The organism is Nocardia aobensis NBRC 100429 (assembly GCF_000308375.1).
Classification (GTDB): Bacteria; Actinomycetota; Actinomycetes; order Mycobacteriales; family Mycobacteriaceae; genus Nocardia; species Nocardia aobensis.
On the sequence record NZ_BAFQ01000185.1, the window covers coordinates 13,487 to 38,061 of the forward strand.

Sequence of the window (24,575 nt, forward strand, 5' to 3'; positions counted from 1 at the left end):
GGCCGTCCCTCCCACGCACATTCCGCCGGTCACCGGCGGAGACGGGACCGTCAGTCGGCGACGGTGATACCCATCGAGCGAGCGGTACCCGCGATGATCTTGGCCGCCTGATCGATGTCGTTGGCGTTCAGATCTTCCTGCTTGGTCTTGGCGATCTCCCGGACCTGATCCATGGTGACCGTGGCGACCTTGTTGCGGTGCGGCTCGGCGGAGCCCTTCTGCACACCGGCGGCCTTGAGCAGCAGCTTGGCGGCGGGCGGAGTCTTCAGCTTGAAGTCGAACGAGCGGTCTTCGTAGACCGTGATCTCGACCGGGATGACGTTGCCACGCTGCGACTCGGTCGCCGCGTTGTACGCCTTGCAGAACTCCATGATGTTGACGCCGTGCTGACCCAGCGCGGGGCCGACCGGCGGAGCCGGGTTGGCCGCACCAGCCTGGATCTGGAGCTTGATGAGCCCGGCGACCTTCTTCTTCTTGGGGGGCATCTTTCTTTCCTTGGTTTAGGTTCCTTACGGACTTCCGTAAGCCTGTCCCGGGGCGCGAACCCCGGAAATCTCAGATCTTCGCGACCTGCGTGAACGCGAGTTCGACCGGGGTCTCGCGACCGAAGATCGACACCAGCACCTTCAGCTTCTGCTGTTCGGCGTTGACCTCGGAGATGCTGGCCGGCAGCGTCGCGAACGGCCCGTCCATCACGGTGACCGATTCGCCGACCTCGAAGTCGACCTCGATGGCCGGCTTGGCCGCGGCCTCGGTGACGGTCTCCGACGTGGACGCGGCGGCGCCCGCCGCGGCGGCAGCCGGCTTCTTCTGCTGCTGCTCGGCCGGGACCAGGAACTTCACCACGTCGTTGATCGTCAGCGGCGACGGACGGGAGGTGGCGCCGACGAATCCGGTGACGCCGGGGGTGTTGCGGACCGCGCCCCACGACTCGTCGTTGAGATCCATCCGGACCAGGATGTAGCCGGGCAGCACCTTGCGCTGCACGTTCTTGCGCTGGCCGTTCTTGATCTCGGTGACCTGCTCCGTCGGCACCTCGACCTGGAAGATGTAGTCCTCGAGGCCCAGGTTCTGCACGCGGGTCTCGAGGTTGGTCTTCACCTTGTTCTCGTAACCGGCGTAGGAGTGGATGACGTACCAGTCACCGGGGGCGCGACGCAGCGCGGCCTTCATCTCGGCGACGGGGTCGGCGGGCTCTTCCGGTGCCGCGGGCTCCGCGGGTGCGTCGGTCTCGGACTCGTCGGTGTCGGTGGTGCCGCCCTCGACTTCGCCGGAGGACGCCTCGGTACCGTCCGAGACGGTCGCCTCGTCGACGGCCGTCTCCGCCGCCTCGTCGTCGACCGGGAACTCGTCGGTTGTGCCGTTCTCCGGGGTGCTCACTGGGCACTCGCTTCCTGTGTCGTCACGTACATCCACTACGCCGGAGGTGAATCCGGCTTATGGTTTCCGTCCTCGCTCGGCGGACGGCCGGCAGCGCCCACGGGTCACTCCGCAGGCTCCGCTCCTGACGCACCGGTCAGCTAGCCGAACAGCCAGTTGACACCCTTGATGAACGCCAGGTCCAACCCGCTGATGAACGCGACCATGAAGATCACGAACACCAGGACAACGCTCGTATAGGTGACCATCTGCTTGCGGTTGGGCCAGATCACCTTGCGCAGTTCCGCGATGACTTCCCGCAGGAACTTCACCAGGCGCTTGAAGGGATTGCCCCGACCGCGTTCGGCGGTCTTCTTACCCGCCGACTTGGACGCCTTGCGCGATGCCGAATCCGAGCTGCCGCCACGGTCGATCGTGGCGACGGAGCCGGTGTCCGAGGAGGATCCGACGCGAGCCCGGCGAGTCGACCGCTTACCACTCGGCCGGCTGACCGCAGCGGTGTCTTCGTCATCGGCGGCATGCGCGCCGTGGCGAATGTCCCGCTCGTCGCTCACGTGAACCCTCTCTCGTCGCTGGCATCCAGTGCAGGGGCGACAGGACTTGAACCTGCAACCTGCGGTTTTGGAGACCGCTGCTCTGCCAATTGAGCTACGCCCCTTCGGCTGGAATCGCAATGTCATCCAGCACGGTGCTTATTCAGTTGTGCCAACCCGGGGCCACACAACACGCGCGCCGCTCCGCCGGTGTGCCGGCCCCGGCGGTCACCCGCCCGGAACCAGCCCCTCAGAGCAGCGCGCAGTGGCTGGCGACCCCAGAAATCCGAGTGTACGTTACCGCCCCGGCGGATAGCCAATCGGGCCGTCAGCCACCGCGAAGCGGCTTGCCGGCCCGCCGACCATCATGCCAGCTGCACCGTCGCGGTCGCACGTCCGAAAATTTTCCGGCCGCCGGATTTGGCGACGATCGCGATCACGGCGGTGTGGTTCTCCGGGTCCACCGACTTCACCTTGCCGGTGTATTCGACCTCGGCCGGGTGGTCGCCGGCCACGTAGACCGGGCTGGTGAAGCGCACGTTGTATTCCTTCACCGCGCCCGGATCACCGAGCCAGGAGGTGACGAATCCGCCGCCCAGGCCCATGGTCAGCATGCCGTGCGCGACGACGTTGTCCAGGCCTGCGAGCGCGACGACCTCGTCGCTCCAGTGGATCGGGTTCGCGTCACCGGAGACGCCCGCGTAGTTCACCAGATCGCCGCGGGTGAGCCGGACGGTGCGGGCCGGCAGTTCGTCGCCGACGGCCACGCTGTCGAACGAGCGCGTGTGCTTGCTGACCGTGACCTCGGGAACGGTGGTCACCGGCACCGGGGGCGCCGTGATGGGCGGCTCGGCGGTCGGGCGGTCGGGCGCCTCCGCCATGCCGTGCATGAGGATGTTGCGGACCGCGTCGGCGATATTGGGATCGACGTCACCGCCGCTGCGGCCGACCAGGGTGGTGTACGTGGTGAGCACCAGTTCGTCGTTCTGCGCCGTGACGATGTTCTTGGTGACGATGATGTCGCCGCCGAAGGCCTGCCGGAACGAGTGCAGGTAGACGTCACAGGTGAGCTGGTCGCCGACCCGGATCGGACGATGGAATTCCAGGATCTGGTCGGTCTGCATGATCTGGCTCAGGTCGTAACCCGTGACGACCTGTTCGAACAGCTTGCGCTGGGCCAGGATGCCGACCAGGGAGATGAACGTCACCGGTGCGACCAGTCCGTCGTGGCCGTACTCGCGGGCGACGCTCTCGTCCCAGTGCACGGGGTGATAGTCCTGCACCGCGCGTGCGTATTCGCGCACCTTCTCGCGGCCGACCTCGTAGTAGTCGTCGACGCGGTAGTGGTGTCCGACCATGGCGGCGGCGTGGGCCGACGGGTCGAACGGTGCACTGTCGGCGTTCTGCGCGGCCACGGCATCGGTTCCGGTGTTGATTGTCACGGAGAGTTGAGTCCCTATCTGACTCCGCTACCGGGAGTCTGCGGAGCGTGAAACTACCGCAAGTACAGCAAATGCCGGAGCGGGTCGGGAAACCTGCTCCGGCATGAGGTGCTGCATGGGTCGGCGCGGTCCACGAATATCCGGGAAGGTCATCGACAGACCTCCCTGGATCCGGGCGCCGACTTCGCGCGCGGCAGCGTGCACGCGATGAGATCTAGCGAGATTCGCGGTGCGCCCGGTGGGTGCCGCAGTTCGGGCAGAACTTCTTCAGCTCCAGACGATCCGGGTCGTTGCGCCGGTTCTTCTTGGTGATGTAGTTGCGATGCTTGCACTGCTCGCAGGCCAAGGTGATCTTTGGCCGGACATCGGTGGACTTCGCGGCCACGATATGCCTTCTTTCGGGTCAACCTGACGGGGTATCAGTTTTGTAGCGATGGCCGGACTTGAACCGGCGACACAACGATTATGAGTCGTTTGCTCTACCGACTGAGCTACACCGCCATAAAGTCGGTTTGCCATGGCGCCCGGCCTCGGACATGCCGTCGGTCACCACCGGCAATCCGGCGAGCCCCCTAACGGAATCGAACCGTTGACCTTTTCCTTACCATGGAAACGCTCTGCCGACTGAGCTAAGGGGGCATGGCCCCATTCGCTCCGAACTCGAATCCTCGAACCCGGGGCGCTGAAGCCTTGAACGAGGTTACACACTGCACGGCAAAGTTACCAAACCAGCTGGTCAGAGCGGATTTTCAAACTGCTCCGCCAAGGTCTGCGCTCATCGGGCGAGACAGACACCCGAACCAGCCCACAACCCTGCGCCCGCGGGGCGGAACGCGACCGACACCGGAAACGCCACCGGCTGGAAGGGGGGTCCGGGGGGCGAAGCCCCTCCGGCGTGGGGGTGTGGGGGCCGGGCCCCCACAAATCACCCTCGAACAAGAAGAGGGCCCTTCCCGATTAGGGAGGGCCCTGAGAGGGTGGCGGATGAAGGATTCGAACCTCCGAAGCTTGCGCGGCTGATTTACAGTCAGCTCCCTTTGGCCACTCGGGCAATCCGCCTTTCGCACTGTTGCCAGCGCGCAGAGCAGAATACAACGACCAGGGCGCTCGGATGCAAACCGGCTGGCCAGCGGGGGTGCCGTGACCGATGCGGGGCGGCCGGGGTAGAAAGTTCCCTACCGGAGTTCCGGGTGAAATGTGAGCCGTCAGACAGGAGCGCAGCGTGGCCGATTCGTCATTCGATGTCGTCAGCAAGGTCGACCGGCAGGAGGTCGACAACGCCCTCAACCAGGCGGCCAAGGAGCTCAACACCCGCTACGACTTCCGTGGCACGGGTGCGAGCATCGACTGGTCGGGTGAGGAGAAGATCGTGCTGTCGGCCGAATCCGAGGAACGGGTGAAGGCCGCGCTGGAGGTGTTCAAGGAAAAGCTGATTCGCCGCGACATCTCATTGAAGGCCTTCGACGCGGGTGAGCCGGCCGCCTCGGGCAAGACCTACAAGATCACCGGCACCCTGGTGCAGGGCATCTCCCCGGAGAACGCGAAGAAGATCGCCAAAAAGATCCGCGACGAGGGCCCCAAGGGCGTGAAGGCGCAGATCCAGGGCGACGAACTGCGGGTCAGCGGGAAGAAGCGCGACGACCTGCAGGCCGTCATCGCGCTGCTGAAGGGCACGGACCTCGACGTGGCCCTGCAGTTCGTCAACTACCGCTAGTAGCTGCGGGGCCCGCCCGCCATGTGCTCGAGGCGCTGGATGCGCTCGCCCATCGGCGGGTGGGTGGAGAACCAGCGCGCCATCTTGTCGCCGGCCCGGAAGGGGTTGGCGATCATCAGGTGCGACTGCGCGGTCAGCTGCGGCTCGGGCGGCAGCGGCGCGGCCTGGGTGCCGCGTTCGAGTTTGCGCAGCGCCGAGGCCAGGGCCAGCGGGTCGCCGGTGAGTTCGGCGCCGTCCTGATCGGCCTGGTATTCGCGGGAGCGGGAGACGGCGAGTTTGATCAGGGTGGCGGCGATCGGGCCCAGCAGTGAGACCAACAACACGCCGAGGATGTTCGGGCCTTCACCGTCGCGGCTGCCGCCGCCGAACATGCTCGCGAAGAAGGCCAGGTTGGCGAGGCCGGAGATGACCGCGGCGAGGGCGCCGGCCACCGAGGAGATCAGGATGTCACGGTTGTAGACGTGCGACAGTTCGTGACCGAGCACCGCGCGCAGTTCCCGTTCGTCCAGGATCTGCAGGATGCCGCTGGTACAGCACACCGCCGCATGCCGCGGGTTGCGACCGGTGGCGAACGCGTTGGGCGCGTTCGTCGGGCTGATGTACAGCCGCGGCATGGGCTGGCGCGCGGTGGTGGCCAGCTCGCGCACGATCTTGTACATCACGGGCGCTTCGAGTTCGGATACCGGCTGCGCGTGCATGGCCCGCAGGGCCAGCTTGTCGCTGCTGAAGTAGGCGTAGGCGTTCATGCCCACGGCCAGCAGGATGGCGATGATCAGAATCGTGGGGCTGCGGAACATCGCGCCTGCGAACACGATCAGTGCCGACAGGCCGACCATCAGCCCGAAGGTCTTCAAACCGTTCGCGTAACCATGCATGTCGGATCAACGATCGGCGGGGAACTCGGGTTCCGCTCAGGCACGGGCGGTCAGCGTTTGCGTCATCGATCACAGCGCTGCGATATCGATCACAGCAGCGCGAATACCGGACTCCGAGCCTGTCCGCCGTGCGACGGCGGACAGGCTCAGCCGACTCGCTCGATGGTGTATCGGACCAGGCGCTCCAGCGCGTCGTTGGCCGGGCCCTGCGGCAGGGCGGAGAGTTCGGCGTGCGCGATATCGGCGTAGCCCTGCAACTTCTGCTTGGCCAGCACCATGCCGCGCGAGCGGGACAGCAGCTCCAGCGCCTCGGCGACCTCGTCGTCGGATTCCAGCGGCCGGGCCAGCAGCGTGCGCAGCCGGTCCCCCTCGGCGCCCTCGTCGCGCAGCGCGTACAGCACCGGCAGGGTGTGCACACCCTCGCGCAGGTCGGTGCCGGGCGTCTTACCGGACTGCTCGGACACCGAGGAGATGTCGATGATGTCGTCGGAGATCTGGAAGGCGGTGCCCACCGCGTCGCCCAGGCGAGCCAGCCGTTCCACGTCGTCGAGGCTCGCGCCGGAGAAGGTACCGCCGAAGCGCCCCGATGCGGCGATCAGCGAACCGGTCTTCTCCCACACCACCCGCAGATAGTGTTCGACCGGATCCTGAGATTTCTTGGCGCCCAAGGTTTCCCGCATCTGACCGGTGACCAGTTCGGCGAAGGTCTCGGCGATGATGCGCACCGCGTCCGGGCCCAGGGTGGACACCAGCCGGGAGGCGTGGGCGAACAGATAGTCGCCGGAGAGGATGGCGATGCTGTTGCCCCACCGGGAGTTCACGCTGGGGGCGCCGCGGCGCATCGACGCCTCGTCCATCACGTCGTCGTGGTAGAGCGTGGCCAGGTGCACCAGTTCGACCACGGTGCCGGCGGTGATCAGATCGGGGTCGGTCGGGCGCGGACCGAGCTGACCGGTGAGGATGGTGAACAGCGGCCGGAACCGCTTACCGCCGGCGCGCGCCAGGTGCAGCGCGGCTTCCAGCAGGAAGTCCTCCCCGTCGGAGAGCTCGCTGACCAGCAGCTTCTCCACCTCGTCGAGCCCGTTGCGCACGGTCGCCGCGAGCTCGGGATCGCCGAGATCGACCCCGGCAACCACGGTGCTTTCATCGCTCACAGCCGATGCACTCATGTCTTCTCCCAATGCCGCGTCCGTCCCCACACCGAAGAACCTAGCGTGTTGCCCCTCCAGCGCCCATGAACACCTCTGTGTGATTGGCCTCCGCTGTTATTTGGCCTCCGCTTCGCTTCGGCGGGGTTTCGGCCCCCTGGGCCGAGCACTATCTCGCAAGTGCATACCCAGAAGTGGGCACCGGCTAGCTGGTTCGACCGAATCTCTTCAGCGCTCGCCGGGTGATGGGCTCATGGCCCCTGACGATCGGCTCGGCCGAAAAGCCGCCCGAGCGAACCGGGAGCTGCACCTCTGCCACTATTGGGCTTATGGGTTCAGCTCAGGACGGCGGTTCGACGGCACCGGAACGTGAGGGCGGCACGGTCTTGCCCGAGCACGTCGAGGTGCTGGTGGTGGGCGCGGGACCGGCCGGTTCCGCGGCGGCGGCCTGGGCGGCGCGGGCGGGGCGCGAGGTGTTGCTCACCGATGCCGCGGTGTTTCCCCGGGACAAGACCTGCGGCGACGGATTGACCCCGCGCGCCACCGCGGAGCTGGAGGCGCTCGGGCTCGGGGAATGGCTGCGCGCGCATACCGTGAACCGGGGCCTGCGGATGGCCGGATTCGGCCGGGAGGCGCTGCTGCCCTGGCCGGGCGGGTCCTTCCCCACCTACGGAAGTGCTGTTCCGCGAACCGAACTCGACGACAAGCTACGTGAGACCGCGGTCAAGTGGGGTGCGCGCATGGTCGACGGGGTGCGGGTGGTCGCGGTGGCGCGCGCGGACGATCGGGTCACCGGTGTCACCGTGCAGACCGAAGCGGGCTCGCAGGACATCCGCTGCGACATTCTCATCGTCGCCGACGGGGTACGTTCGCCGGTCGGGAAGTTGCTGGGCCGCGTCTGGCATCGCCGCTTCGCCTACGGCGTGGCCGCCCGCGCCTACATCCGCTCCGCCCGCAGCGACGACGAATGGATCACCTCGCATCTGGAACTGCGCGATGCCGAGGGCGGTCTGGTCCCCGGCTACGGCTGGGTGTTCCCCCTGGGCAACGGCGAGGTCAACATCGGTGTGGGCTCCCTGGCCAGCGAACGCCGGCCCTCGCATATCGCATTGAAACCCCTTCTGCAGCATTATGTTTCGCAGCGCCGGCCGGAATGGCAGTTCGAGGGCGAGGCGCGGGCCGTCGCCTCGGCTTTGCTGCCGATGGGCGGGGCGGTGTCGAATATCGCGGGCCGCAACTGGGTGCTGGTGGGTGATGCCGCCGGATGTGTGAATCCGCTCAACGGCGAGGGCATCGACTACGGGCTCGAGGGCGGTCACCTGCTGTCCGGACTGCTGGGCGAACCGGATCTGACCACGGTGTGGCCGGATCTGCTGCGCGCCCGCTACGGACGCACCTTCTCGGTGGCCCGCCGGATCGCGGCGCTGGCCACCCATCCGCGGATGGTCCCGACCGGCGGACCGCCGGTGATGCGTTCGGCGCTGCTGCAGCGCACGGCCGTGCGGGTGATGGGCAATCTCGTCGACGAGGAGGATGCCGACCTCACCGCCCGGGCCTGGCGGGCGGCGGGCCGGGCATCGCTGCGTTTCGACGATCCGGCGCCGTTCAGCTGAGCGATGCGCGGCGCCGAGGGCCGGACAGGAGGCAGCGTGGACAACCGCAGCGGGTCACGTCCGCGCCGCGATCGCACACCCTCGGTGCCGGAGGATCTGCTTCCGCACCTGCGCCGGGCGCGGGATCTGGTCGATCGCGAATACGCCCGTCCGCTCGACGTGGACGAACTGGCCGCGACCGCCGGGGTCTCGAAATATCACTTCCTGCGCTGTTTCGCCGCCACCTACGGCCGCACCCCCGCGCTGTATCTGGCCGAGCGGCGCATCGAACGCGCACAGGACCTGTTGCGCGCCACCAACATCACCGTGACCGAGGCGTGCATGCTGGTCGGGTACACGAGCCTGGGCTCGTTCAGCCGCAAGTTCACCGAACTGGTGGGGATGACGCCGTCGGCCTATCAGGCGAAGTTCGCGGCGGACGGAGTTCCGCGCATTCCAGGGTGTTACGTGTTCATGCACGGCCTCTCCGACCGGAAACCGCCGGAGCCGGCGCCCGGTCCCGGTGGCGCAATTTCGGAGAAGCCGGCGGGCACCGAGAGCTCATAGCCTGAGCTCATGACGACGATCACCAACGTATCGCTGGTCACGGTGTATGTGACCGATCAGTCCGCCGCCAAGCAGTGGTACATCGACAAGCTGGGTTTCGTGGAAACCGCCGATATCTCGATGGGCGACAACGGTTTCCGCTGGGTCACCGTCGCTCAACCGGATCATCCCGAACTCGAGGTGACGCTGATGGTTCCGGGTCCGCCGCTCGACGAGACGATGGCCGAGGCGATCCGCCGCTCCCTCGGCAACGGCACCATGGGCGCGCTGGGATTGCGCACGGAGGACTGCCAGAAGGCCTACGAGGAGCTCACCGCGAAGGGTGTCGAATTCGTGCAGCCGCCCGCGGAACGCCCGTACGGCGTGGAGGCGGTGATGCGCGACAACTCCGGCAATTGGCTCGTCCTGGTCGAACAGCGCGAATTCGACGGTGGCGCGTTCGGTCCGGGGGCGCAGTAGCCGGGCGCGGGACGGGTGCGAGCCCGCGCTGCTCGCACCCAGCACTGTCTGCTATGCCCCGGATTCGGTGGCGAAGTACTTCTCGACGAACTTGCGCTCGCTGTTGACCACCCGGTGCTGCAACTGTTCGGCGAGCGGCTCGATGGCCCCGCCGACCAGCGGGACCTTCACCTTCACACTGCCGCTGACCTCGAGTTCGGAGCCCGTGCCCGCGGCCCGCAGCAGGTACTTGCCGGTCATCTCGGAGGAGATGCCCGACGAGGTCGCGGAGAACGTGCCCGCGGCGGAGTTCCCCTCCAGCGGGCCCCAGTCGTCGGTACGTTCGAGCACGAGTTCGGCCTTGAGCACCTTGCGGACGATGGCCGGGATCTTGTCCTGGCGCGCCGTCTCGGTCATGCGCAGATGGATGGTGCCGGGCCCGTTCGGGTGAGCCAGTTCGATGGTCGCGGTCTCGGCGCCCTCGAAGCGGGCGTGCCAGAATTCGTCGCTCGTGAGCGCCCGGTGCAATTCCTCGACCGGGACGGTGTATGACACGGTGAAGCGGAAGTTTCGGGACATGAGCGCACAGGCTATCGGAACCATGCAATAGCCTGGTGCGGTGTCGGAAACCACCGAGTCTGCTGCGCGCGAGCACCGAGCCGAGGCCGGTTCACCTCGCCTTCGCCGGACCCGGATCACCATCGCGGTGATCGCCGCCGCGGTGAGCGTGCTGGCCGTGCTGCTGGTGCTGGCGGCCTGGCGCGATGATCTGCTGATCAGCTCCGACAAGGGCGTGACCAGCGCGGAGGTGTTGTCGGCGGGCCGGTTGCGGTCCGCGGTCACCTATGTGACGCCGGACGGTGTCACGCACAATCCGAAGGTGGGCGTGCTGTATCCCACCAAACTCACCGCCGGCGAGCGGATCAATGTCGAATACAGCCGCAGCGATCCGGAATTGGTCCGGGTCGCCGGGCGCGACGCCCGGGTCGCGGTCATTCCGGCGCTCTCGGTGATCGTGGTGGTGTGGGTGGTGGCGCTGCCGGTGCTGTGGGTGGTGCGCCGCTTCGAGCGCCGGTCGGTGCGCGCCTCCGGGTAGCTGTTCGCCCGAACTTCGCACATCCGTCACATGGGTGTGGTGTCCTGGCGTGCCGCGCCCCGCACACTGCAGGTGTGCGTGTAGCGATCGTCTCCGAATCGTTTCTGCCGAATATGAACGGTGTCGTGAACTCCGTGCTGCAGGTCCTGGCTCATCTGGACCGCGGCGGACACGATGCGCTCGTCATCGCCCCGGACACTCCTCGCGGCCGGGCCGCGGCGCCGCGCTCCTACGGCCGCTTTCCGGTGATCCGGGTGCCGGCGGTCATGGTGCCGCGGATCAGCTCTCTGCCGGTCGGCCTGCCGCAACCATTGCTGACCTCGGCGATCGAGGATTTCGATGCCGATGTCGTGCATCTGGCCTCGCCGTTCCTGCTCGGCGCCGGCGGGGCGGCGGCGGCATTGCGGCTGGATCTGCCAGCCGTGGCGGTGTATCAGACCGATGTGGCCGGATTCGCGGCCAGTTACGGGCTGGCGGCCGCGCAGCGGGCGGCGTGGGCCTGGACGCGGCGCATCCACAATCGCGCGGCGCGCACCCTGGCGCCCTCGTCGGCGGCGATGGCGGATCTCGAGCGCCACGGCATCACCCGGGTGCACCGCTGGGCGCGGGGCGTGGACGCGGTGCGGTTCACGCCCGGCGCGCGCGACGCCGACCTGCACGCGCGGTGGGCGGACGGCGACCGGCTGGTGGTCGGTTTCGTCGGCCGGCTGGCGCCGGAGAAACACGTCGAACGTCTCGCCGCGCTGGCCGACGATCCCGATATCCGGCTGGTGGTGGTCGGCGACGGACCGGAACGGGCGCAGCTGCAGCGCCTGCTGCCGACGGCCGTCTTCACCGGTGAACTCGGCGGCGCCGAGTTGGCGCGGGCCTACGCGAGCCTCGATCTGATGGTCCACCCGGGCGAGCACGAAACCTTCTGCCAGGGCGTGCAGGAGGCGCTGGCCTGCGGTACTCCGGTGATCGGCCCCGATGCCGGCGGCCCGCGCGATCTGATCGCCCACTGCCGCAACGGATATCTGCTGCCCGTCGACCGGTTCGCCGAACTGCTGCCGAGTGCGGTTGCGGCGCTGCGTGATCCGGCTCTTCGAGCTCGATTCGCCGGCGCCGCACGCAAATCGGTGCTGCACCGCACCTGGCCAGCGATCTGCACCGAGCTGATGGGGCACTATCACGAGGTGATCGGCGGCCGGGAAGAACTGCACCGCAGCGCCTGAGAACCGCGCTGTCGCAGGCGATCCGGCCGCGGTTCAGGCAGCCTCACCGAGCAGACGGTCGACGACCTGCCGGGCCATGCCCACAGCGGCATCGTCGCCGAGGCGCAGCGCCACGTTGACGGCGTTCAGCACCGCGGCGACCTCGAAGCCCGCCACCTCGGGATCCACGTCGGCGATCTCGCCGGCGGCGACCGCTCGCCGGAATTGCGCTGTCAGCAGGGCGACCCAGGCACGCTGTTGCTCTCGTAGCGCATCGCGGACGGGTCCTGGCCGGCTGTCGAAGATCGGCAGATTCGCGCCCAGAAAGCACCCGCCGGGAAACATCGGGCGCTGGACGTAGTCGATCCACTCGTCGACGAGGGCGCGAAGCCGCGCGACCCCCGCCGGGGCGTCCCGGGCCGGTCGGACGACGGTGTCCACGAACAGTTCCCGCGCCGCCTCCACGGTCGCGAGTTGCAGCTTCTCCTTGGTCCGGAACAGGGTCTGAATCCCGGCCTTGCTGACGCCGAGATCATCGGCCAGCCGCCCGAAACTCAACCCGTCGAGTCCGTCCACCGACGCGATCTCGATCGAGCGGCGAGTCACCGCGTGGCGCGAACGCGCGCCGCGACGGAGCCGCTGATCAGCACTTTCCGCTGCCGCTTGCTGCTCGGGTACGACCATACGGTCGATCGTATGTCACTCGTGCACAGGGCATCGACTATTGCGGTAAACATACGGTCGACCGTATTCTTTCGAACACATCGGCGAGCGACGGCACCGCCGGTGGCGACGAGAAGGGATGCCTGATGGATGGCACTACAGCCGAACAGTCCTTGACCGCGGACGAACCCACGCCGGTGCGGCCGGTCCGCGACCGTTCGACGGCGATCGTATGGATCCTGTGCTCGGCCGCATTCGTGGCGATGCTCGACGTCTTCGTGGTGAACGTGGCCTTCACGAAGATCGGCGAGTCCTACCGGGGATCGTCGCCGGCCGATGTGAGCTGGGTGCTCAACGGCTACGCGATCGTCTACGCGGCCCTGTTGATTCCGGCGGGCCGATTCTCGGATCGCTTCGGCCGCAAGACCGGATTCCTCGCGGGCCTCGCCCTGTTCACGGCGGCGAGCGTGGCCTGTGCCGCGGCTCCGGTGCTGTGGGCGCTGGTGGCGTTCCGGGTCGTGCAAGCGATCGGCGCCGCGGCCCTGACGCCGGCCGGTCTGGGATTGCTGCTCACCGTGCTGCCGGCGGCCCGGGTGCCGGGCGCGGTGAAGATCTGGGCCACGACGAGTTCGTTCGCCGCGGCCTGCGGCCCGGTGGTCGGCGGAGCGCTGGTGGAAATCTCCTGGCGCTGGGTCTTCTTGATCAACCTGCCGGTCGGCGTGGTGACCGGGCTCGCGGCCGCGTGGCTGGTGCCGAATCCGCCGCAGCGAACCTCCGCCCGGATGCCCGACCTACTGGGGGTGGCGGCGCTGATCGTGGCGATCGGCGCGCTGTCGCTGGCCCTGGTCGAAAGCGATGCGTGGCCCGGCGGCGCGACCTGGGCGGCCGCGGCCGTGGCGGCGCTCGGCATCGCCGGATTCGTCGTGCGGATGCGGCGGCATCCGGATCCGGTGGTGCCACCGGATATGTTCCGGGTGCCGACGTTCGCCTGGGCCAACGCCACCGTGCTGGCATTCTGCACGGCCTTCGGGGCCTGGTTCCTGAGCATCACGCTGTGGCTCGAGAACGCGGCCCACTTGAGCACGATCCGAACCGGGCTCGCCATCGTCCCCGGCCCGATCATGGTGCCGATCTTCGCCGCCGTCAGCCAGCGACTGATCCGCCGGTTTCCGGCGGGTGTCGTTGTGGCCCTGGGCAATACGCTGTTCGCGGCCGGTGTCCTGCTCGTGCTGTGCACCGCCGACACACCCGTGCGGTACACCACCGCGGTGCTGCCGGGCTGGGTGATCTCCGGTATCGGCATCGGCCTCGCGCTGCCCACGATGATCGCCTCGGCCGCCGTAGATCTGCCGCCGGACCGCTCGGCGACCGGCAGCGCCGTGGTCAACACCGCCCGCCAGCTCGGCTACGTCGTGGGCGTCGCGGTACTGATCGCGCTGCTCGGATCGTTCGGCACCACCGACCGGATGGTGGCCGCTTTCCGGCACGGCTGGTCGTTCATCGCGATCGTGGCCCTCGCAGGCGCGGCGACGGCCTTCGGCATCACACCCCGTACCCGTCGATCGAAGCGAATCGAGTGACCATGCCGACACCCACGACAAAGGCGACGGCCGAGGAGGCCGATCCGCTCTGCCTGTCCGAGACCACCGCGGCCGCATTGCTGTTCGACGCGCCGTGGCGCCGCTTCGGCGTGGCCGGCGACAGCTTGTCGGCCGGAGTCGGCGACCCCACCCCCGGCTACGGGAACGCGGGCTGGTCCGAGCGACTCGTGCGGATACTGCGGCGCGTGCGCCCGGACATGCGATATCTCGCTACCGCGAAGATCGGGGCCACCACGGGGCAGACGTCGGCCCACCAACTCGACCGCATCGCGGCGTTCCGTCCGGACCTGCTGCATCTGCCATGCGGCCCGAACGACATCACGCGGCGCGATCCCGATTTCGACGAGATCGAAACTGCGATGCGGCGCATGTACGACGTCGCGGCGAGCACGGGCGCCCTGCTGACGACGTTCACCCTCGGGAGCGCCTATGTCGTACCGGCTGTGCCCGACTGGCCCGAGCGAATCCGCAGCATGAACGACATCACGCGCCGAGTCGCCGCCGGCTACGGGGCGGTCGTGGTCGACATGTGGGATCACCCGGTCAACGCTCGCGCCAACCTGCTCAGTGCGGATCGCATCCACTTCTCGACCTCCGGCCAGGCGGTGCTGGCGACCGAGATGGTCAAACAGCTGGCCTACGCACTGTCGAGCCGGAGGAGCGAATAGCGCAGGCGCCCAATCCTCCCCGTGATCGCGCACCGGCCCGCGTCCCCGCCCCGGGCGCCGAGCGCTAGGGTCACTCCCGTGGCGAAGACAGAGTCGTTTCGGGCCTCGTTGGACAAGCAACCGCATGAGGTCGCATCCATGTTCGACGGGGTCGCGAAGCGGTACGACCTGACCAACACGGTGCTCACCGGCGGACAGGACCGCTATTGGCGCTGGGCCACCCGCCGCGCGCTGGCCCTGCGGCCCGGGGAGCGGGTGCTGGATCTGGCGGCCGGAACCGGCGTCTCCACCGCGGAATTCGCGAAATCGGGAGCCTGGTGCCTGGCCCTGGACTTCTCCAAAGGCATGTTGGAGGCGGGGCGGTTCCGCCGGGTTCCGATGGTGAACGGCGACGCCACCGCCCTGCCGTTCGCCGACGATTCCTTCGACGCGGTCGCCATCTCCTACGGCCTGCGCAATGTCTCCGAACCGGACGCGGCCCTGCGCGAAATGCTGCGCGTCACCAAACCGGGCGGACGCCTGGTCGTGGCGGAATTCTCCACCCCGGTCTTCGGGCCGTTCCGCACGATCTACATGGAATACCTGATGAAGGTGCTGCCGAAGGTCGCCGAGGCCGTCAGCAGCAATCCGGATGCCTACGTCTACCTGGCCGAATCGATCCGGGCGTGGCCCAATCAGCGACAGCTGGCGATGCGGATCTCCGACGCCGGCTGGTCGTCGGTGCAGTGGCGGAATCTGACCGGCGGCATCGTCGCGCTGCATCGCGGTTACAAACTGGGGTGAAGTAGCTCACCGCGCCCGGCCGGACCGCCGGCGCAAACGAGGCCCGACCGGGTGCGAACCGGAAATCTCACCGCGACGGCACCGCTGAGGTGAGAATTTTCGTCATCTGCCGATAACGTTCGGTAAATCCGTCGCAACGGCAGCTCGCCATCATCGGGGGTGTGTCGAGCGCCGAGAACTCCACGAGCACCGTCCGGACCGCGTGCTCCTACTGCGGCGTGGGCTGCGGCATCACGGTGCGGACCGAGCGCGACGCGGCCGGCGCCCCCGTCATCGCGAAGGTGAGTGGCGACAAACTGCATCCGGTCAATGCCGGACGACTGTGCACCAAGGGCGCCACGCACCTGGAATTGATGCGCGCCCCCGGACGCATGACCACGGCGCTGCACCGGCCCCGGCGCGGGCAGGAACCGGTCGAACTCGCGGTCGAGGAGGCCGTGCGGCAGGCGGCGCAGCGGTTGCGCGCCATCGTCGACGAATACGGGCCCGATGCCGTCGCGCTCTACGTCTCCGGTCAGATGACACTCGAAGCGCAGTATCTGGCGAACAAATTGGCCAAGGGCTATCTGCGCACGGTGAATATCGAATCCAATTCGCGGCTGTGCATGGCGAGTGCCGGTACCGGATACAAACAATCGCTGGGCGCCGACGGCCCGCCGGGTTCCTACGACGACCTGGACCGCGCCGACCTGTTCTTCGTGATCGGCTCGAATATGGCCGACTGTCATCCGATTCTGTTCCTGCGCATGGCCGATCGGCTCAAGGCCGGTGCCAAACTGATCGTGGTGGATCCGCGGCGCACCGACACCGCCGCCCGGGCCGACCTTTTCCTGCAGATCAGGCCCGGCACCGATCTGGCGTTGCTGAACGGATTGCTGCACCTGCTGGTCGGCAACGGTGATATCGACGCCGAATTCATCGCCGCCCACACCGAGGGCTGGGAGGCGATGCCGCAATTCCTCGCCGACTATCCACCGGCCCGCGTCGCCGAGATCACCGGATTGGCCGAGGACGATATTCGCACCGCCGCGGCGTGGATCGGCGCGGCCGGCGAATGGATGACGCTGTGGACGATGGGGCTCAATCAGTCCACCCACGGCACGTGGAACACCAATGCCATCTGCAATCTGCATCTGGCCACCGGCGCCATCTGCCGGCCCGGGAGCGGTCCGTTCTCGCTGACCGGGCAGCCGAATGCCATGGGCGGGCGCGAAATGGGCTATATGGGTCCCGGTTTGCCCGGGCAGCGCAGCGCCCTCGTCGACGCCGATCGCCGTTTCGCCGAAACCGCGTGGCAGCTTCCGGCAGGCACCATTCGCGCCGAATCCGGACGCGGCACGATCGACATGTTCCGGGAATTGGCCGACGGCCGGATCAAGGCGTGCTGGATCATCTGCAGTAATCCGGTGGCCTCGGTGGCGAATCGCAAAACCGTCATCGCCGGTCTGGAGGCGGCGGAACTGGTGATCACCCAGGACGCCTATCTCGATACCGCGACCAATGCCTATGCCGATCTGCTGCTACCGGCGGCGCTGTGGGCCGAAGCCGACGGCGTGATGGTCAATTCCGAACGCAATGTCACGTTGTTGCGGAATTCGGTGGAGCCGCTCGGCGCGGCGCTGCCGGATTGGGAGTGGATCGCGCGGATCGCGACGGCGATGGGATTCGAGGGATTCGACTACGCTTCCAGCGCCGAGATCTTCGACGAGATCCGCGGTTTCGCGAATCCGGCGACCGGATACGACCTGAGCGGAATGAGTTACGCCGCACTGCGCGAGGGTCCGATGCAGTGGCCCTGCGCCGATGCCACGCAGCGCCGCAACCCGATTCGCTATCGCACCGGCGATGCGGGCGCGCTGGTCTTCCCCACCGCGAGCGGCCGGGCCGTGTTCTGGCCACGGCCGCATATGGCTGCCGCCGAAATGCCCGACGACGACTATCCCTTCGTCCTGAATACCGGTCGTGTCCAACATCAATGGCACACGATGACCAAGACCGGGCGGGTCGCGAAGCTGAACAGATTGAATCCGGCGCCGTTTCTCGACGTGCATCCCGACGATGCGCGCGCACTCGGTGTGCGCCCCGGCGATCAGATCGAAATCGCTTCTCGCCGTGGGCGAGCGGTGCTGCCCGTGCAGATCACCGATCGGGTGCGGCCGGGCGCGTGTTTCGCACCGTTCCACTGGAACGACGAACAGGGGGAATATCTGACCATCAATGCCGTGACCAACGACGCCGTGGATCCGGATTCGCTGCAACCGGAATTCAAGGCGTGCGCGGTGACGTTGCGCCGCGTCGGGCCCGCTCGGGACACTCGCGACGAGGACGACCCGGGAGGCACCGAACCGGACGACCGGGTCGACGCCGTGGGCGCCGGCCCGGTGGTATCCGGCGGCGCACCCGCAGCGCATCCCCTCGCCGCGATGCTGGGACTCGATTCCGCAGCCGCGCCGATGCTCAGCGAGGCGGAGCGGATCTATCTGGGCGGGTATCTGGCAGCGCTGCAATCGCTTCCGGTCCAGGGGCAGCCCGTCCTCCCGGAATCGGCGCCGCTGTCCGACCGCAGCCGCTGGTGGATCGACGGGCTGCTGGCGGGGATGTACTCGCGGGCCCCCGGCTCCCCGCCCGGCGCCACAGCCGCAGCCCCCTCGACTCCGGCCGGCCCGCAGCGACGGCCGGTGACCGTGGTGTGGGCTTCCCAGACCGGTACCGCCGAAGAATTGGCCGCGACGGTCGCGGCGGCCCTCGCCGAGCACGGGCACGCGCCCCGGCTGGTCGAGATGAACGCGTGTGAACTGCCGGAACTGACCGGTGACGTCCTGCTCGTCACCAGCACCTTCGGTGACGGCGGCCCACCGGACAACGGCGCCGACTTCTGGGATCGACTGCAGGACAGCGGCACTCGCTTCCCAGGCCTCCGATACGGAATCTTCGCCCTCGGCGACTCCTCCTACGACGACTTCTGTGGCTACGGCCGCAAGGTGGATCGGCTGCTGTCCGAACGGGGAGGTGTCCGGCTGCTGGATCGCGTCGACAGCGAACCGGATCACGAGGATGCGTCGCAGGAGTGGATCACCGCGGTCCTCGCCGCCCTGGGCGACGGTCACGGGAATTCGCCCACCGACGACCATGGCGGCGCGCCCAGCGGTAGTGGTGCGGCCGCCACGCTCAGCGAGGGTCCGGTTCCGTCCACCGACACCGGTCGTACCGGCGCGCCCGCGGGGCTCGGCGTCCGGGTACTCGATCGCGTCGAGGCCCGCACCGCCGCGCCCGCGCGCACCACCCGATCGGTCCCCGCGCCCTTCACCCGCAACGCCCCGGTTTCGGCCCCGCTGATCCGCAACGACCTGCTGTCACGGCCCGGATCCGGTAAGGAGGTGCGGCAGTTCGGATTCGACCTGAGCGGTCTGGAGGCCGGCTACGAGGTCGGCGACAGCCTCGGGGTGTGGCCCGCGAACAGCACTGCCGCCGTGCGGAATTGGCTGGCGGCGACCGGACTCGACGGTGCCCGGCCGATCGAGATCGACGGACGCGATGTGCCACTGGAATCGGCACTGCGCACGCATTTCGACATCACCAAGATCAGTGGCGATCTGCTGTCCTTCGTCGCCGACCACAATCCCAGTCAGCAGTTGGCGAAGCTGCTGCGCCGCGACAACCGCAACGAACTGGACCGCTATCTGTGGGATCGCCATGCCGTCGACGTTCTGCGCGACTTTCCCGTACGGGCCGATCTGGTGGAATGGCTCTCGGTGCTGAAAAAGCTGCAACCGCGGCAGTATTCGATTTCCTCGAGCCCGCTGGTGAGTCCGCGCGAGGTGCAGCTCACCGTCGGTGTGGTGCGCTACGGCGCCGCCGACGACCCGCGCGGCGGGGTATGTTCCACCTTCCTCGCCGACCGGGACGAGACCGGTGGTGTGCCCGTATTCCTGCAGCGCGCACCGCATTTCCGGCCGCCGCTGGATCCGAACGCGCCGATGATCATGGTCGGCCCGGGCACCGGCATCGCGCCGTTCCGAGGCTTCCTGCACGAACGCCGCGCGCTGGGATGCCGCGGGCGCAACTGGTTGTTCTTCGGCGATCAGCACGCTCAGGACCACTTCTACTACCGCACCGAACTCGAGGACATGTTCCGCTCCGGGTTTCTCACCCGGCTCGACCTCGCCTTCTCGCGGGATCAGCGCGAGCGGATCTACGTGCAGCACCGCATGATCGAACACGGCGCCGAGTTGTGGTCGTGGCTGCGCGACGGCGCTCACCTGTACGTCTGCGGTGACGCCGCGCGGATGGCCCGCGACGTCGACGACGCCCTGCTGAAGATCGCCCGCATCCACGGCAATCTCGACGAGGATGCGGCGCTGGCGTTCAAGAAGCAGCTGACCGCGGAGAAACGGTATGTGCGCGATGTGTACTGAGCCGCCCGCTACGCGACCCCGATCGGCGGGTTGACCCGCGCGAAATCCGGCAGCCGGTAGTAGGGGTAGTACGGATACGGCGGAGTCACGGCGCTGACCTTGTTCAGCCGGGCCAGTTGCTCGGGCTCGAGTTGCCAGCCGACCGCACCGAGGTTCTGGCGCAGCTGTTCCTCGTTGCGGGCGCCGACGATGACCGTCGCGACGGTCGGGCGCGAGAGCAGCCAGTTCAGCGCGATCTGCGGTACGGACTTCCCGGTTTCGGCCGCGAGTTCGTCGAGCACGTCCACGACGTCGTAGAGCAGTTCATCGTCGACCGGCGGGCCGGCCTCGGCGGTGCGATGCAGGCGGCTGCCCGCCGGAAGTGGTTGTCCGCGCCGGATCTTGCCGGTCAACCGGCCCCAGCCCAGCGGGCTCCAGACCATCGCGCCGACGCCCTGGTCGCGGCCGAGCGGCATCAGTTCCCATTCGTAGTCGCGGCCGACCAGCGAGTAGTAGACCTGATGGGCGACATACCGCGGATGACCGCCGCGGTCGGCGGCAGCGAGGGATTTCATGAGCTCCCAGCCCGCGAAGTTGGAGGCGCCCAGATAGCGGATCTTCCCGGCGCGCACCAGATCCGCGAGCGTGTCCAGCACCTCCTCGACCGGGGTCGCGGCGTCGAAGGCGTGCAGCTGGAACAGATCGATGTAGTCGGTGCCGAGCCGGCGCAGCGCGGCATCGACGGCCGCGATCAGCCGGGAACGTCCCGACCCGGCCTCGGCGGCTCCGGGCCCGGTGGGCAGTCCTGCCTTGGTGGACAGCAGAACTCGATCCCGGCGGCCGCGAATCGCGCGGCCCAGAATCTCTTCCGAGGCGCCGTCGGAGTAGACGTCCGCGGTGTCGAACATCGTGACGCCGGCCTCCAGCGCCACATCGACCATCCGGCGCGCCTGCTGGGCGTCGGTATCGCCCCACGCGCCGAACAGTTCGCCTCGGCCCCCGAAGGTGCCCGCTCCGAAGCTGAGAGCCGGGACGAGCAGACCCGAGGCACCCAATCGACGATAGTCCATGACCAACCCCTAACGGAACTGAAGTTTCATTAACACGTGAGACGATACACTCGATCCGACGCTAATGAAACTGGAGGACCGTTATGAGCTCGGACACTGCCGCTCCCGGTTCGGTACGCCCGGGCGGTCGCACGGCGCGCGTCCGCGAATCCGTCCTGCGTGCGGCCGGGGATCTACTGGCCGAACGCGGCTTCGCCGAACTCGACCTCGCCGAGGTCGCGGCCCGCGCGGAGGTCGGCAAGACCACCGTCTACCGCCGCTGGCGCACCCCGGCCGGGCTGATGGCGGACATGCTCACCGATATGGCGGAAACCTCGCTGCCGCACGCCGATACCGGATCGCTGGGCGGCGACCTCACCGCCAATGCCCGCCTCGTCGCGCGCACCCTGACCGACCCACGCCAGGGCCCGCTGTTCAAAGCCCTTGTCGCCGCGGCCATCTGCGATCCGGAAACCACCGCGGCCCTGCACCGGTTCTACGACGTGCGGATCACCGAATGGGAGCCGTGCGTCACGGCCGCGGTCGAACGCGGCGAACTCGCCCCCGGAACCGATGCCCGCGCCGTGGTTTCCGCCGTCTCGGCCCCGCTGTACTACCGCTTCCTGATCTCCGGCGACCCGATCGACGATGCGGTCGCGGTGACCGCCGCGGAAGCCGCGACGACAGCCGCCACCGCAGGCCTGTTCACCCGGTGAGCGAACGGAACGCTCACACCTGCCGGTACGGATCTCGCCCGGTCAGGCCGAGCAGGCGCTCCCAGTCCGACGCGTCGGCGGGCACCTCGATCACCGGGCCGAACAGCCCCGGAACGCCTTCGCGCGGCGTCTCCCGGAACTGCTCGAGCAGCACCGCTACATCCTTGTCGGCCGGCTCGAAGCGGCGACCCGTGGCACACGCCAGGTCCCAGCTGTGCATCACCACCTCGTTCAGGGCGAATCCGGCCATCGCGGGCGCGGGGGCGGTGACGCCGCCCACCTCGGTATCGCCCTCCCAGGCGGCCGGATCGCGCCACGCCTCGGTGAGCGCCTTCAACTGCGTCGTGATCAGCTCGCCCCACCCCTCGGGCAGATCCGCATCCGGCGCCTGCTGCGGCGGCGCGGAGCGGCCGACGCCTTCCTTGGTGGCACCCTGACGGAATCCCTCGGTGAATCCGAGGGTGTGGAACAGCAGATCCCGCACGCTGACCCCCGGGCTCGGGGTCGCGGCGCTCAGATCGTCCGCGCCGATGCCGCTGATGATCTCGGTCATCGCATCGGTGGCGCTCTCCAGATCGAAGTGGGGTGTCGCCATGTGGTCCTCCTCCGAATACGGCCTGTACCGGCACAGGCGCTCATAGAGAGGACGACGCGGACCACCCGAATTCATCGGCGGCCGCGAACGAACGGTTGCCAGCCGCACGCGGTGAGGGCATCCTCGACAGTGCCGGATCGCGGTATCCGGCGAATCGGACCCCCGAGCGGAAGGGAGCAACCGATGACCGATCCCACCATCGACACCACCTCCGTCGATATGGTTCCGGAGGCCGACCAGCTGGACCAGAATCTCGAGGTGGCGCCGGACGAACCCGAATTCGACACACCGGCCGTCGACCGCGAAGCCGCCGAGGCCGACCTCATCGAGCAGTCGATTCCCGTGCCGCTCGACGACGAATACGACGAACCCGAGGCCGGTTACTGAGCTGACCGGTTCCCGGTCTAGCCGGTACCCGGTCTATTCGGTACCGATTTATTCGATGCCGGCACGCACCGCGGCATGCAACTCGCGCAGGCTGGATCGCTCGGTTGCAACCTCCAGCACGCGAATGCCGTGGGCGTGCCCGGTCATTTCCACCGCCAGTTCGGCGGGGTCGACCTGCCGGTGCGGAATCCGGTAGGCGGCGCACAGCGCGGCCAGATCCATCCCGTGCGGGGTGCCGAAGATGCGCTCGAAGACGCCGGCGTATTGCGGATCACCCTGTTCGAGCAGTTCGAAGATGCCGCCACCGTCGTCGTTGGCGACCACGATGGTCAGATCCGCCGGGCGCGGCTCCCCCGGGCCGATCAGCAGGCCGGAGGCGTCGTGCAGGAAGGTCAGATCGCCGATCAGCGCGAAGGTCCGGCCGGGATGGCTCAGGGCCGCGCCGACCGCGGTGGACACCGTGCCGTCGATACCGGCCACGCCGCGGTTGGACAGCACCTTCACACCGGGACGCGGATGCGACACGAGCGCCGCGTCGCGCACCGGATTCGAGGCGCCGAGCAGTAGCTGGTCGCCCTCGCGCAGGGCGTCCATCACCACCGAGGCCACGTGCAGGCCGGTCGGCTTGGGATGGCGGGCGAGTTCGGTGCGGATCGCGCGGCACGCCATCGCGTCGAGTTCGCGGCACTGCTCGAGCCACTCCGGGCGCGGCGCCCCCGAGGTGACCGCGCGGGTGCCGGTGCCGACGACATTGCCGGACACATCGGGCCAGCGCGGCCCGGTGGTCAGCGCGAAGACGGTGACATCCGGATCGGCCAGCACCTTCGACACCTGCCGATGCAGCGTCGGCCGGCCGGTGATGACGGCTTGGCGCGGCTTCAACAGCGGCAGCGCCAGCGGATGCAGGGCGGGGCCGGGCATCGCGGCGGTCGGTTCGGCGACCGTGGGCAGCTGCGCCAACTCGGCGCGATAGCCCGCGCCGTGACCGGAGATGACGACGGTATCGAGCGTCAGGTCGATGTCCAGCGGTACGTCCAGGGTCGCGTACTGGGTTTCGGTCCACGGCGCGTCACCGGCGCGTCCGGCCGGAATCGGCTCGCCGGCAACGGCATCGGGGACCAGCGGCTCGCGCAGCGGAATGTCGAAGTGCACGGGCCCGGCGTTGCCGGACCGGGTGCCGCGCGCGGCGGCCAGGACGCGGCAGACCGCGGCCCGCCACACACTGTTCTGACTGCGGTAATCCGGTTCCGCTTCGGCCAGGCCCAGGCTGATCGCGGCCCGTACCTGACTGCCGAACAGGCCGAACTGCTCGACGGTCTGATTGGCGCCGCTGCCGAGCATCTCGTAGGGCCGGTTGGCGCTGAGCACGATCAGCGGCTGCCGGGCGTAGTTGGCCTCCAGCACCGCGGGCCCGAGGTTGGCCACGGCGGTTCCCGAGGTCATCACCACCGGCACCGGCGACCCGGTGGACACCGCCATGCCGACCGCGAGAAATCCGGCGGTCCGCTCGTCGATGCGCATATGCAGTCGCAGCCGCCCCGCCGCATCTGCCGCCTGCAGCGCGAAGGCCAGCGGCGCGTTGCGTGAGCCCGGGCACAGCACGACATCGCGCACACCCCCGCGCACCAGCTCGTCCACCACGACCTGGGCCTGTGCTGTCGATGGATTCACATCCCCAGACTGTCAGACCTTCCGGCCGCAGGGGACGTCGACCCGCTCACACCGGGTTCATCGAGTTAGG

At 68.2% G+C, this 24,575-nt stretch carries 24 protein-coding genes and 4 tRNA genes; 12 read left to right on the forward strand and 16 right to left on the reverse strand.

Features of this window, described 5'->3' with window-relative positions; all coding sequences use genetic code 11:
* Positions 1 to 50: 50 nt before the first annotated feature.
* From rplK to RJ03_RS24070, 9 genes are all read right to left on the reverse strand, one after another.
* Positions 51 to 485 carry a 50S ribosomal protein L11 gene (rplK, locus tag RJ03_RS24030; protein ID WP_030516276.1) on the reverse strand — a complete coding sequence of 145 codons (435 nt, stop codon included), beginning with the start codon at positions 483 to 485 and terminating at the stop codon, positions 51 to 53.
* A gap of 70 nt (positions 486 to 555) precedes the next feature.
* Positions 556 to 1,380 carry a transcription termination/antitermination protein NusG gene (nusG, locus tag RJ03_RS24035; protein WP_036505882.1) on the reverse strand — a complete coding sequence of 275 codons (825 nt, stop codon included), beginning with the start codon at positions 1,378 to 1,380 and terminating at the stop codon, positions 556 to 558.
* A 140-nt stretch (positions 1,381 to 1,520) separates the two neighbouring features.
* Complete coding sequence (secE, locus tag RJ03_RS24040; protein WP_036505884.1) at positions 1,521 to 1,934, reverse strand: preprotein translocase subunit SecE; 414 nt, start codon at positions 1,932 to 1,934, stop codon at positions 1,521 to 1,523.
* A gap of 31 nt (positions 1,935 to 1,965) precedes the next feature.
* Positions 1,966 to 2,038: transfer RNA gene (locus RJ03_RS24045), tRNA-Trp, on the reverse strand.
* Positions 2,039 to 2,278: 240 nt separating this feature from the next.
* Positions 2,279 to 3,349, reverse strand: coding sequence for a fused (3R)-hydroxyacyl-ACP dehydratase subunits HadA/HadB (locus tag RJ03_RS24050; RefSeq protein WP_036505924.1), 1,071 nt, complete (start codon positions 3,347 to 3,349; stop codon positions 2,279 to 2,281).
* Positions 3,350 to 3,569: 220 nt separating this feature from the next.
* A complete protein-coding gene (gene rpmG / locus RJ03_RS24055) occupies positions 3,570 to 3,740 on the reverse strand; it encodes a 50S ribosomal protein L33 (RefSeq protein WP_011211653.1) in 171 nt (56 codons plus the stop codon).
* Positions 3,741 to 3,783: 43 nt separating this feature from the next.
* Positions 3,784 to 3,856 (reverse strand) — tRNA-Met (locus tag RJ03_RS24060).
* A gap of 65 nt (positions 3,857 to 3,921) precedes the next feature.
* A tRNA-Thr gene (locus tag RJ03_RS24065) sits at positions 3,922 to 3,994 on the reverse strand.
* Between the two features lie 339 nt (positions 3,995 to 4,333).
* Positions 4,334 to 4,414 (reverse strand) — tRNA-Tyr (locus RJ03_RS24070).
* Between the two features lie 163 nt (positions 4,415 to 4,577).
* On the opposite strand from RJ03_RS24070, the gene RJ03_RS24075 reads away from it, so the two are divergent.
* Complete coding sequence (locus tag RJ03_RS24075; protein WP_036505887.1) at positions 4,578 to 5,069, forward strand: YajQ family cyclic di-GMP-binding protein; 492 nt, start codon at positions 4,578 to 4,580, stop codon at positions 5,067 to 5,069.
* Here RJ03_RS24075 and htpX read toward each other — a convergent pair.
* On the reverse strand, positions 5,066 to 5,944 hold the full coding sequence (gene htpX, locus RJ03_RS24080) for a zinc metalloprotease HtpX (protein ID WP_036505888.1): 879 nt from the start codon (positions 5,942 to 5,944) through the stop codon (positions 5,066 to 5,068). The two genes, RJ03_RS24075 and htpX, sit on opposite strands and share 4 nt — an antisense overlap.
* 146 nt (positions 5,945 to 6,090) lie before the next feature.
* On the reverse strand, positions 6,091 to 7,113 hold the full coding sequence (locus RJ03_RS24085; protein ID WP_030516270.1) for a polyprenyl synthetase family protein: 1,023 nt from the start codon (positions 7,111 to 7,113) through the stop codon (positions 6,091 to 6,093).
* 308 nt (positions 7,114 to 7,421) lie between these two features.
* On the opposite strand from RJ03_RS24085, the gene RJ03_RS24090 reads away from it, so the two are divergent.
* From RJ03_RS24090 to RJ03_RS24100, 3 genes are all read left to right on the forward strand, one after another.
* Complete coding sequence (locus tag RJ03_RS24090) at positions 7,422 to 8,705, forward strand: geranylgeranyl reductase family protein (protein ID WP_036505889.1); 1,284 nt, start codon at positions 7,422 to 7,424, stop codon at positions 8,703 to 8,705.
* 84 nt (positions 8,706 to 8,789) lie between these two features.
* A complete protein-coding gene (locus tag RJ03_RS24095) occupies positions 8,790 to 9,251 on the forward strand; it encodes a helix-turn-helix transcriptional regulator (protein ID WP_036505926.1) in 462 nt (153 codons plus the stop codon).
* A 9-nt stretch (positions 9,252 to 9,260) separates the two neighbouring features.
* Positions 9,261 to 9,710, forward strand: a complete 450-nt coding sequence (locus tag RJ03_RS24100) for a VOC family protein (RefSeq protein ID WP_036505891.1) — start codon at positions 9,261 to 9,263, stop codon at positions 9,708 to 9,710.
* Positions 9,711 to 9,761: 51 nt separating this feature from the next.
* Here RJ03_RS24100 and RJ03_RS24105 read toward each other — a convergent pair whose 3' ends face one another.
* Entirely contained in the window at positions 9,762 to 10,268 is a 507-nt protein-coding gene (locus tag RJ03_RS24105; protein ID WP_036505893.1) for a DUF2505 domain-containing protein, read from the reverse strand.
* 40 nt (positions 10,269 to 10,308) lie between these two features.
* Here RJ03_RS24105 and RJ03_RS24110 point away from each other — a divergent pair, with 40 nt between their 5' ends.
* The gene (locus RJ03_RS24110) at positions 10,309 to 10,785 is read left to right on the forward strand and encodes a DUF3592 domain-containing protein (RefSeq protein WP_232329513.1); all 477 of its coding nucleotides are present in this window, start codon (positions 10,309 to 10,311) and stop codon (positions 10,783 to 10,785) included.
* Positions 10,786 to 10,859: 74 nt separating this feature from the next.
* Positions 10,860 to 11,999, forward strand: a complete 1,140-nt coding sequence (locus RJ03_RS24115) for a glycosyltransferase family 4 protein (protein WP_036505895.1) — start codon at positions 10,860 to 10,862, stop codon at positions 11,997 to 11,999.
* Between the two features lie 33 nt (positions 12,000 to 12,032).
* On the opposite strand, the gene RJ03_RS24120 is transcribed toward RJ03_RS24115, so the two are convergent.
* Positions 12,033 to 12,662, reverse strand: coding sequence for a TetR/AcrR family transcriptional regulator (locus RJ03_RS24120; RefSeq protein ID WP_036505897.1), 630 nt, complete (start codon positions 12,660 to 12,662; stop codon positions 12,033 to 12,035).
* Between the two features lie 125 nt (positions 12,663 to 12,787).
* On the opposite strand from RJ03_RS24120, the gene RJ03_RS24125 reads away from it, so the two are divergent.
* The 4 genes from RJ03_RS24125 to RJ03_RS24140 all read left to right on the forward strand — a co-directional run bounded on the left by RJ03_RS24125 (position 12,788) and on the right by RJ03_RS24140 (position 20,108).
* Complete coding sequence (locus RJ03_RS24125) at positions 12,788 to 14,221, forward strand: MFS transporter (RefSeq protein ID WP_083871300.1); 1,434 nt, start codon at positions 12,788 to 12,790, stop codon at positions 14,219 to 14,221.
* 2 nt (positions 14,222 to 14,223) lie between these two features.
* On the forward strand, positions 14,224 to 14,910 hold the full coding sequence (locus tag RJ03_RS24130) for an SGNH/GDSL hydrolase family protein (protein ID WP_036505898.1): 687 nt from the start codon (positions 14,224 to 14,226) through the stop codon (positions 14,908 to 14,910).
* A 78-nt stretch (positions 14,911 to 14,988) separates the two neighbouring features.
* Positions 14,989 to 15,693: a demethylmenaquinone methyltransferase gene (locus tag RJ03_RS24135; RefSeq protein WP_036505900.1), complete on the forward strand. Its 705-nt coding sequence runs from the start codon at positions 14,989 to 14,991 to the stop codon at positions 15,691 to 15,693.
* A gap of 161 nt (positions 15,694 to 15,854) precedes the next feature.
* The gene (locus RJ03_RS24140) at positions 15,855 to 20,108 is read left to right on the forward strand and encodes a bifunctional nitrate reductase/sulfite reductase flavoprotein subunit alpha (protein WP_036505902.1); all 4,254 of its coding nucleotides are present in this window, start codon (positions 15,855 to 15,857) and stop codon (positions 20,106 to 20,108) included.
* A gap of 8 nt (positions 20,109 to 20,116) precedes the next feature.
* Here the strand turns inward: RJ03_RS24140 and RJ03_RS24145 are convergent, their stop codons facing one another.
* Positions 20,117 to 21,157 (reverse strand): aldo/keto reductase, encoded by a 1,041-nt coding sequence (locus tag RJ03_RS24145; protein ID WP_036505903.1) that lies wholly within the window; start codon positions 21,155 to 21,157, stop codon positions 20,117 to 20,119.
* A gap of 83 nt (positions 21,158 to 21,240) precedes the next feature.
* Between RJ03_RS24145 and RJ03_RS24150 the strand changes: the two genes are divergently transcribed.
* Positions 21,241 to 21,852, forward strand: coding sequence for a TetR/AcrR family transcriptional regulator (locus tag RJ03_RS24150; protein ID WP_036505905.1), 612 nt, complete (start codon positions 21,241 to 21,243; stop codon positions 21,850 to 21,852).
* 13 nt (positions 21,853 to 21,865) lie between these two features.
* Here RJ03_RS24150 and RJ03_RS24155 read toward each other — a convergent pair whose 3' ends face one another.
* Entirely contained in the window at positions 21,866 to 22,447 is a 582-nt protein-coding gene (locus RJ03_RS24155) for a TIGR03086 family metal-binding protein (protein WP_036505906.1), read from the reverse strand.
* A 183-nt stretch (positions 22,448 to 22,630) separates the two neighbouring features.
* Here RJ03_RS24155 and RJ03_RS24160 point away from each other — a divergent pair, with 183 nt between their 5' ends.
* Positions 22,631 to 22,834, forward strand: a complete 204-nt coding sequence (locus tag RJ03_RS24160) for an Rv3202a family protein (RefSeq protein ID WP_036505907.1) — start codon at positions 22,631 to 22,633, stop codon at positions 22,832 to 22,834.
* Between the two features lie 48 nt (positions 22,835 to 22,882).
* Here the strand turns inward: RJ03_RS24160 and menD are convergent, their stop codons facing one another.
* Positions 22,883 to 24,505 carry a 2-succinyl-5-enolpyruvyl-6-hydroxy-3-cyclohexene-1-carboxylic-acid synthase gene (menD, locus tag RJ03_RS24165; protein WP_036505909.1) on the reverse strand — a complete coding sequence of 541 codons (1,623 nt, stop codon included), beginning with the start codon at positions 24,503 to 24,505 and terminating at the stop codon, positions 22,883 to 22,885.
* Positions 24,506 to 24,575: the final 70 nt, after the last annotated feature.

Excerpts from the sequence above, each read along its gene's own strand:
- rplK (WP_030516276.1), bottom strand. The coding sequence starts at position 485 with ATGCCCCCCAAGAAGAAGAAGGTCGCCGGGCTCATCAAGCTCCAGATC.
- htpX (WP_036505888.1), bottom strand. The coding sequence starts at position 5,944 with ATGCATGGTTACGCGAACGGTTTGAAGACCTTCGGGCTGATGGTCGGC.
- RJ03_RS24085 (WP_030516270.1), bottom strand. The coding sequence starts at position 7,113 with ATGAGTGCATCGGCTGTGAGCGATGAAAGCACCGTGGTTGCCGGGGTC.
- RJ03_RS24090 (WP_036505889.1), top strand. The coding sequence starts at position 7,422 with ATGGGTTCAGCTCAGGACGGCGGTTCGACGGCACCGGAACGTGAGGGC.
- RJ03_RS24100 (WP_036505891.1), top strand. The coding sequence starts at position 9,261 with ATGACGACGATCACCAACGTATCGCTGGTCACGGTGTATGTGACCGAT.
- RJ03_RS24105 (WP_036505893.1), bottom strand. The coding sequence starts at position 10,268 with ATGTCCCGAAACTTCCGCTTCACCGTGTCATACACCGTCCCGGTCGAG.
- RJ03_RS24120 (WP_036505897.1), bottom strand. The coding sequence starts at position 12,662 with ATGGTCGTACCCGAGCAGCAAGCGGCAGCGGAAAGTGCTGATCAGCGG.
- RJ03_RS24125 (WP_083871300.1), top strand. The coding sequence starts at position 12,788 with ATGGATGGCACTACAGCCGAACAGTCCTTGACCGCGGACGAACCCACG.
- RJ03_RS24130 (WP_036505898.1), top strand. The coding sequence starts at position 14,224 with ATGCCGACACCCACGACAAAGGCGACGGCCGAGGAGGCCGATCCGCTC.
- RJ03_RS24145 (WP_036505903.1), bottom strand. The coding sequence starts at position 21,157 with ATGGACTATCGTCGATTGGGTGCCTCGGGTCTGCTCGTCCCGGCTCTC.
- RJ03_RS24150 (WP_036505905.1), top strand. The coding sequence starts at position 21,241 with ATGAGCTCGGACACTGCCGCTCCCGGTTCGGTACGCCCGGGCGGTCGC.
- RJ03_RS24155 (WP_036505906.1), bottom strand. The coding sequence starts at position 22,447 with ATGGCGACACCCCACTTCGATCTGGAGAGCGCCACCGATGCGATGACC.
- RJ03_RS24160 (WP_036505907.1), top strand. The coding sequence starts at position 22,631 with ATGACCGATCCCACCATCGACACCACCTCCGTCGATATGGTTCCGGAG.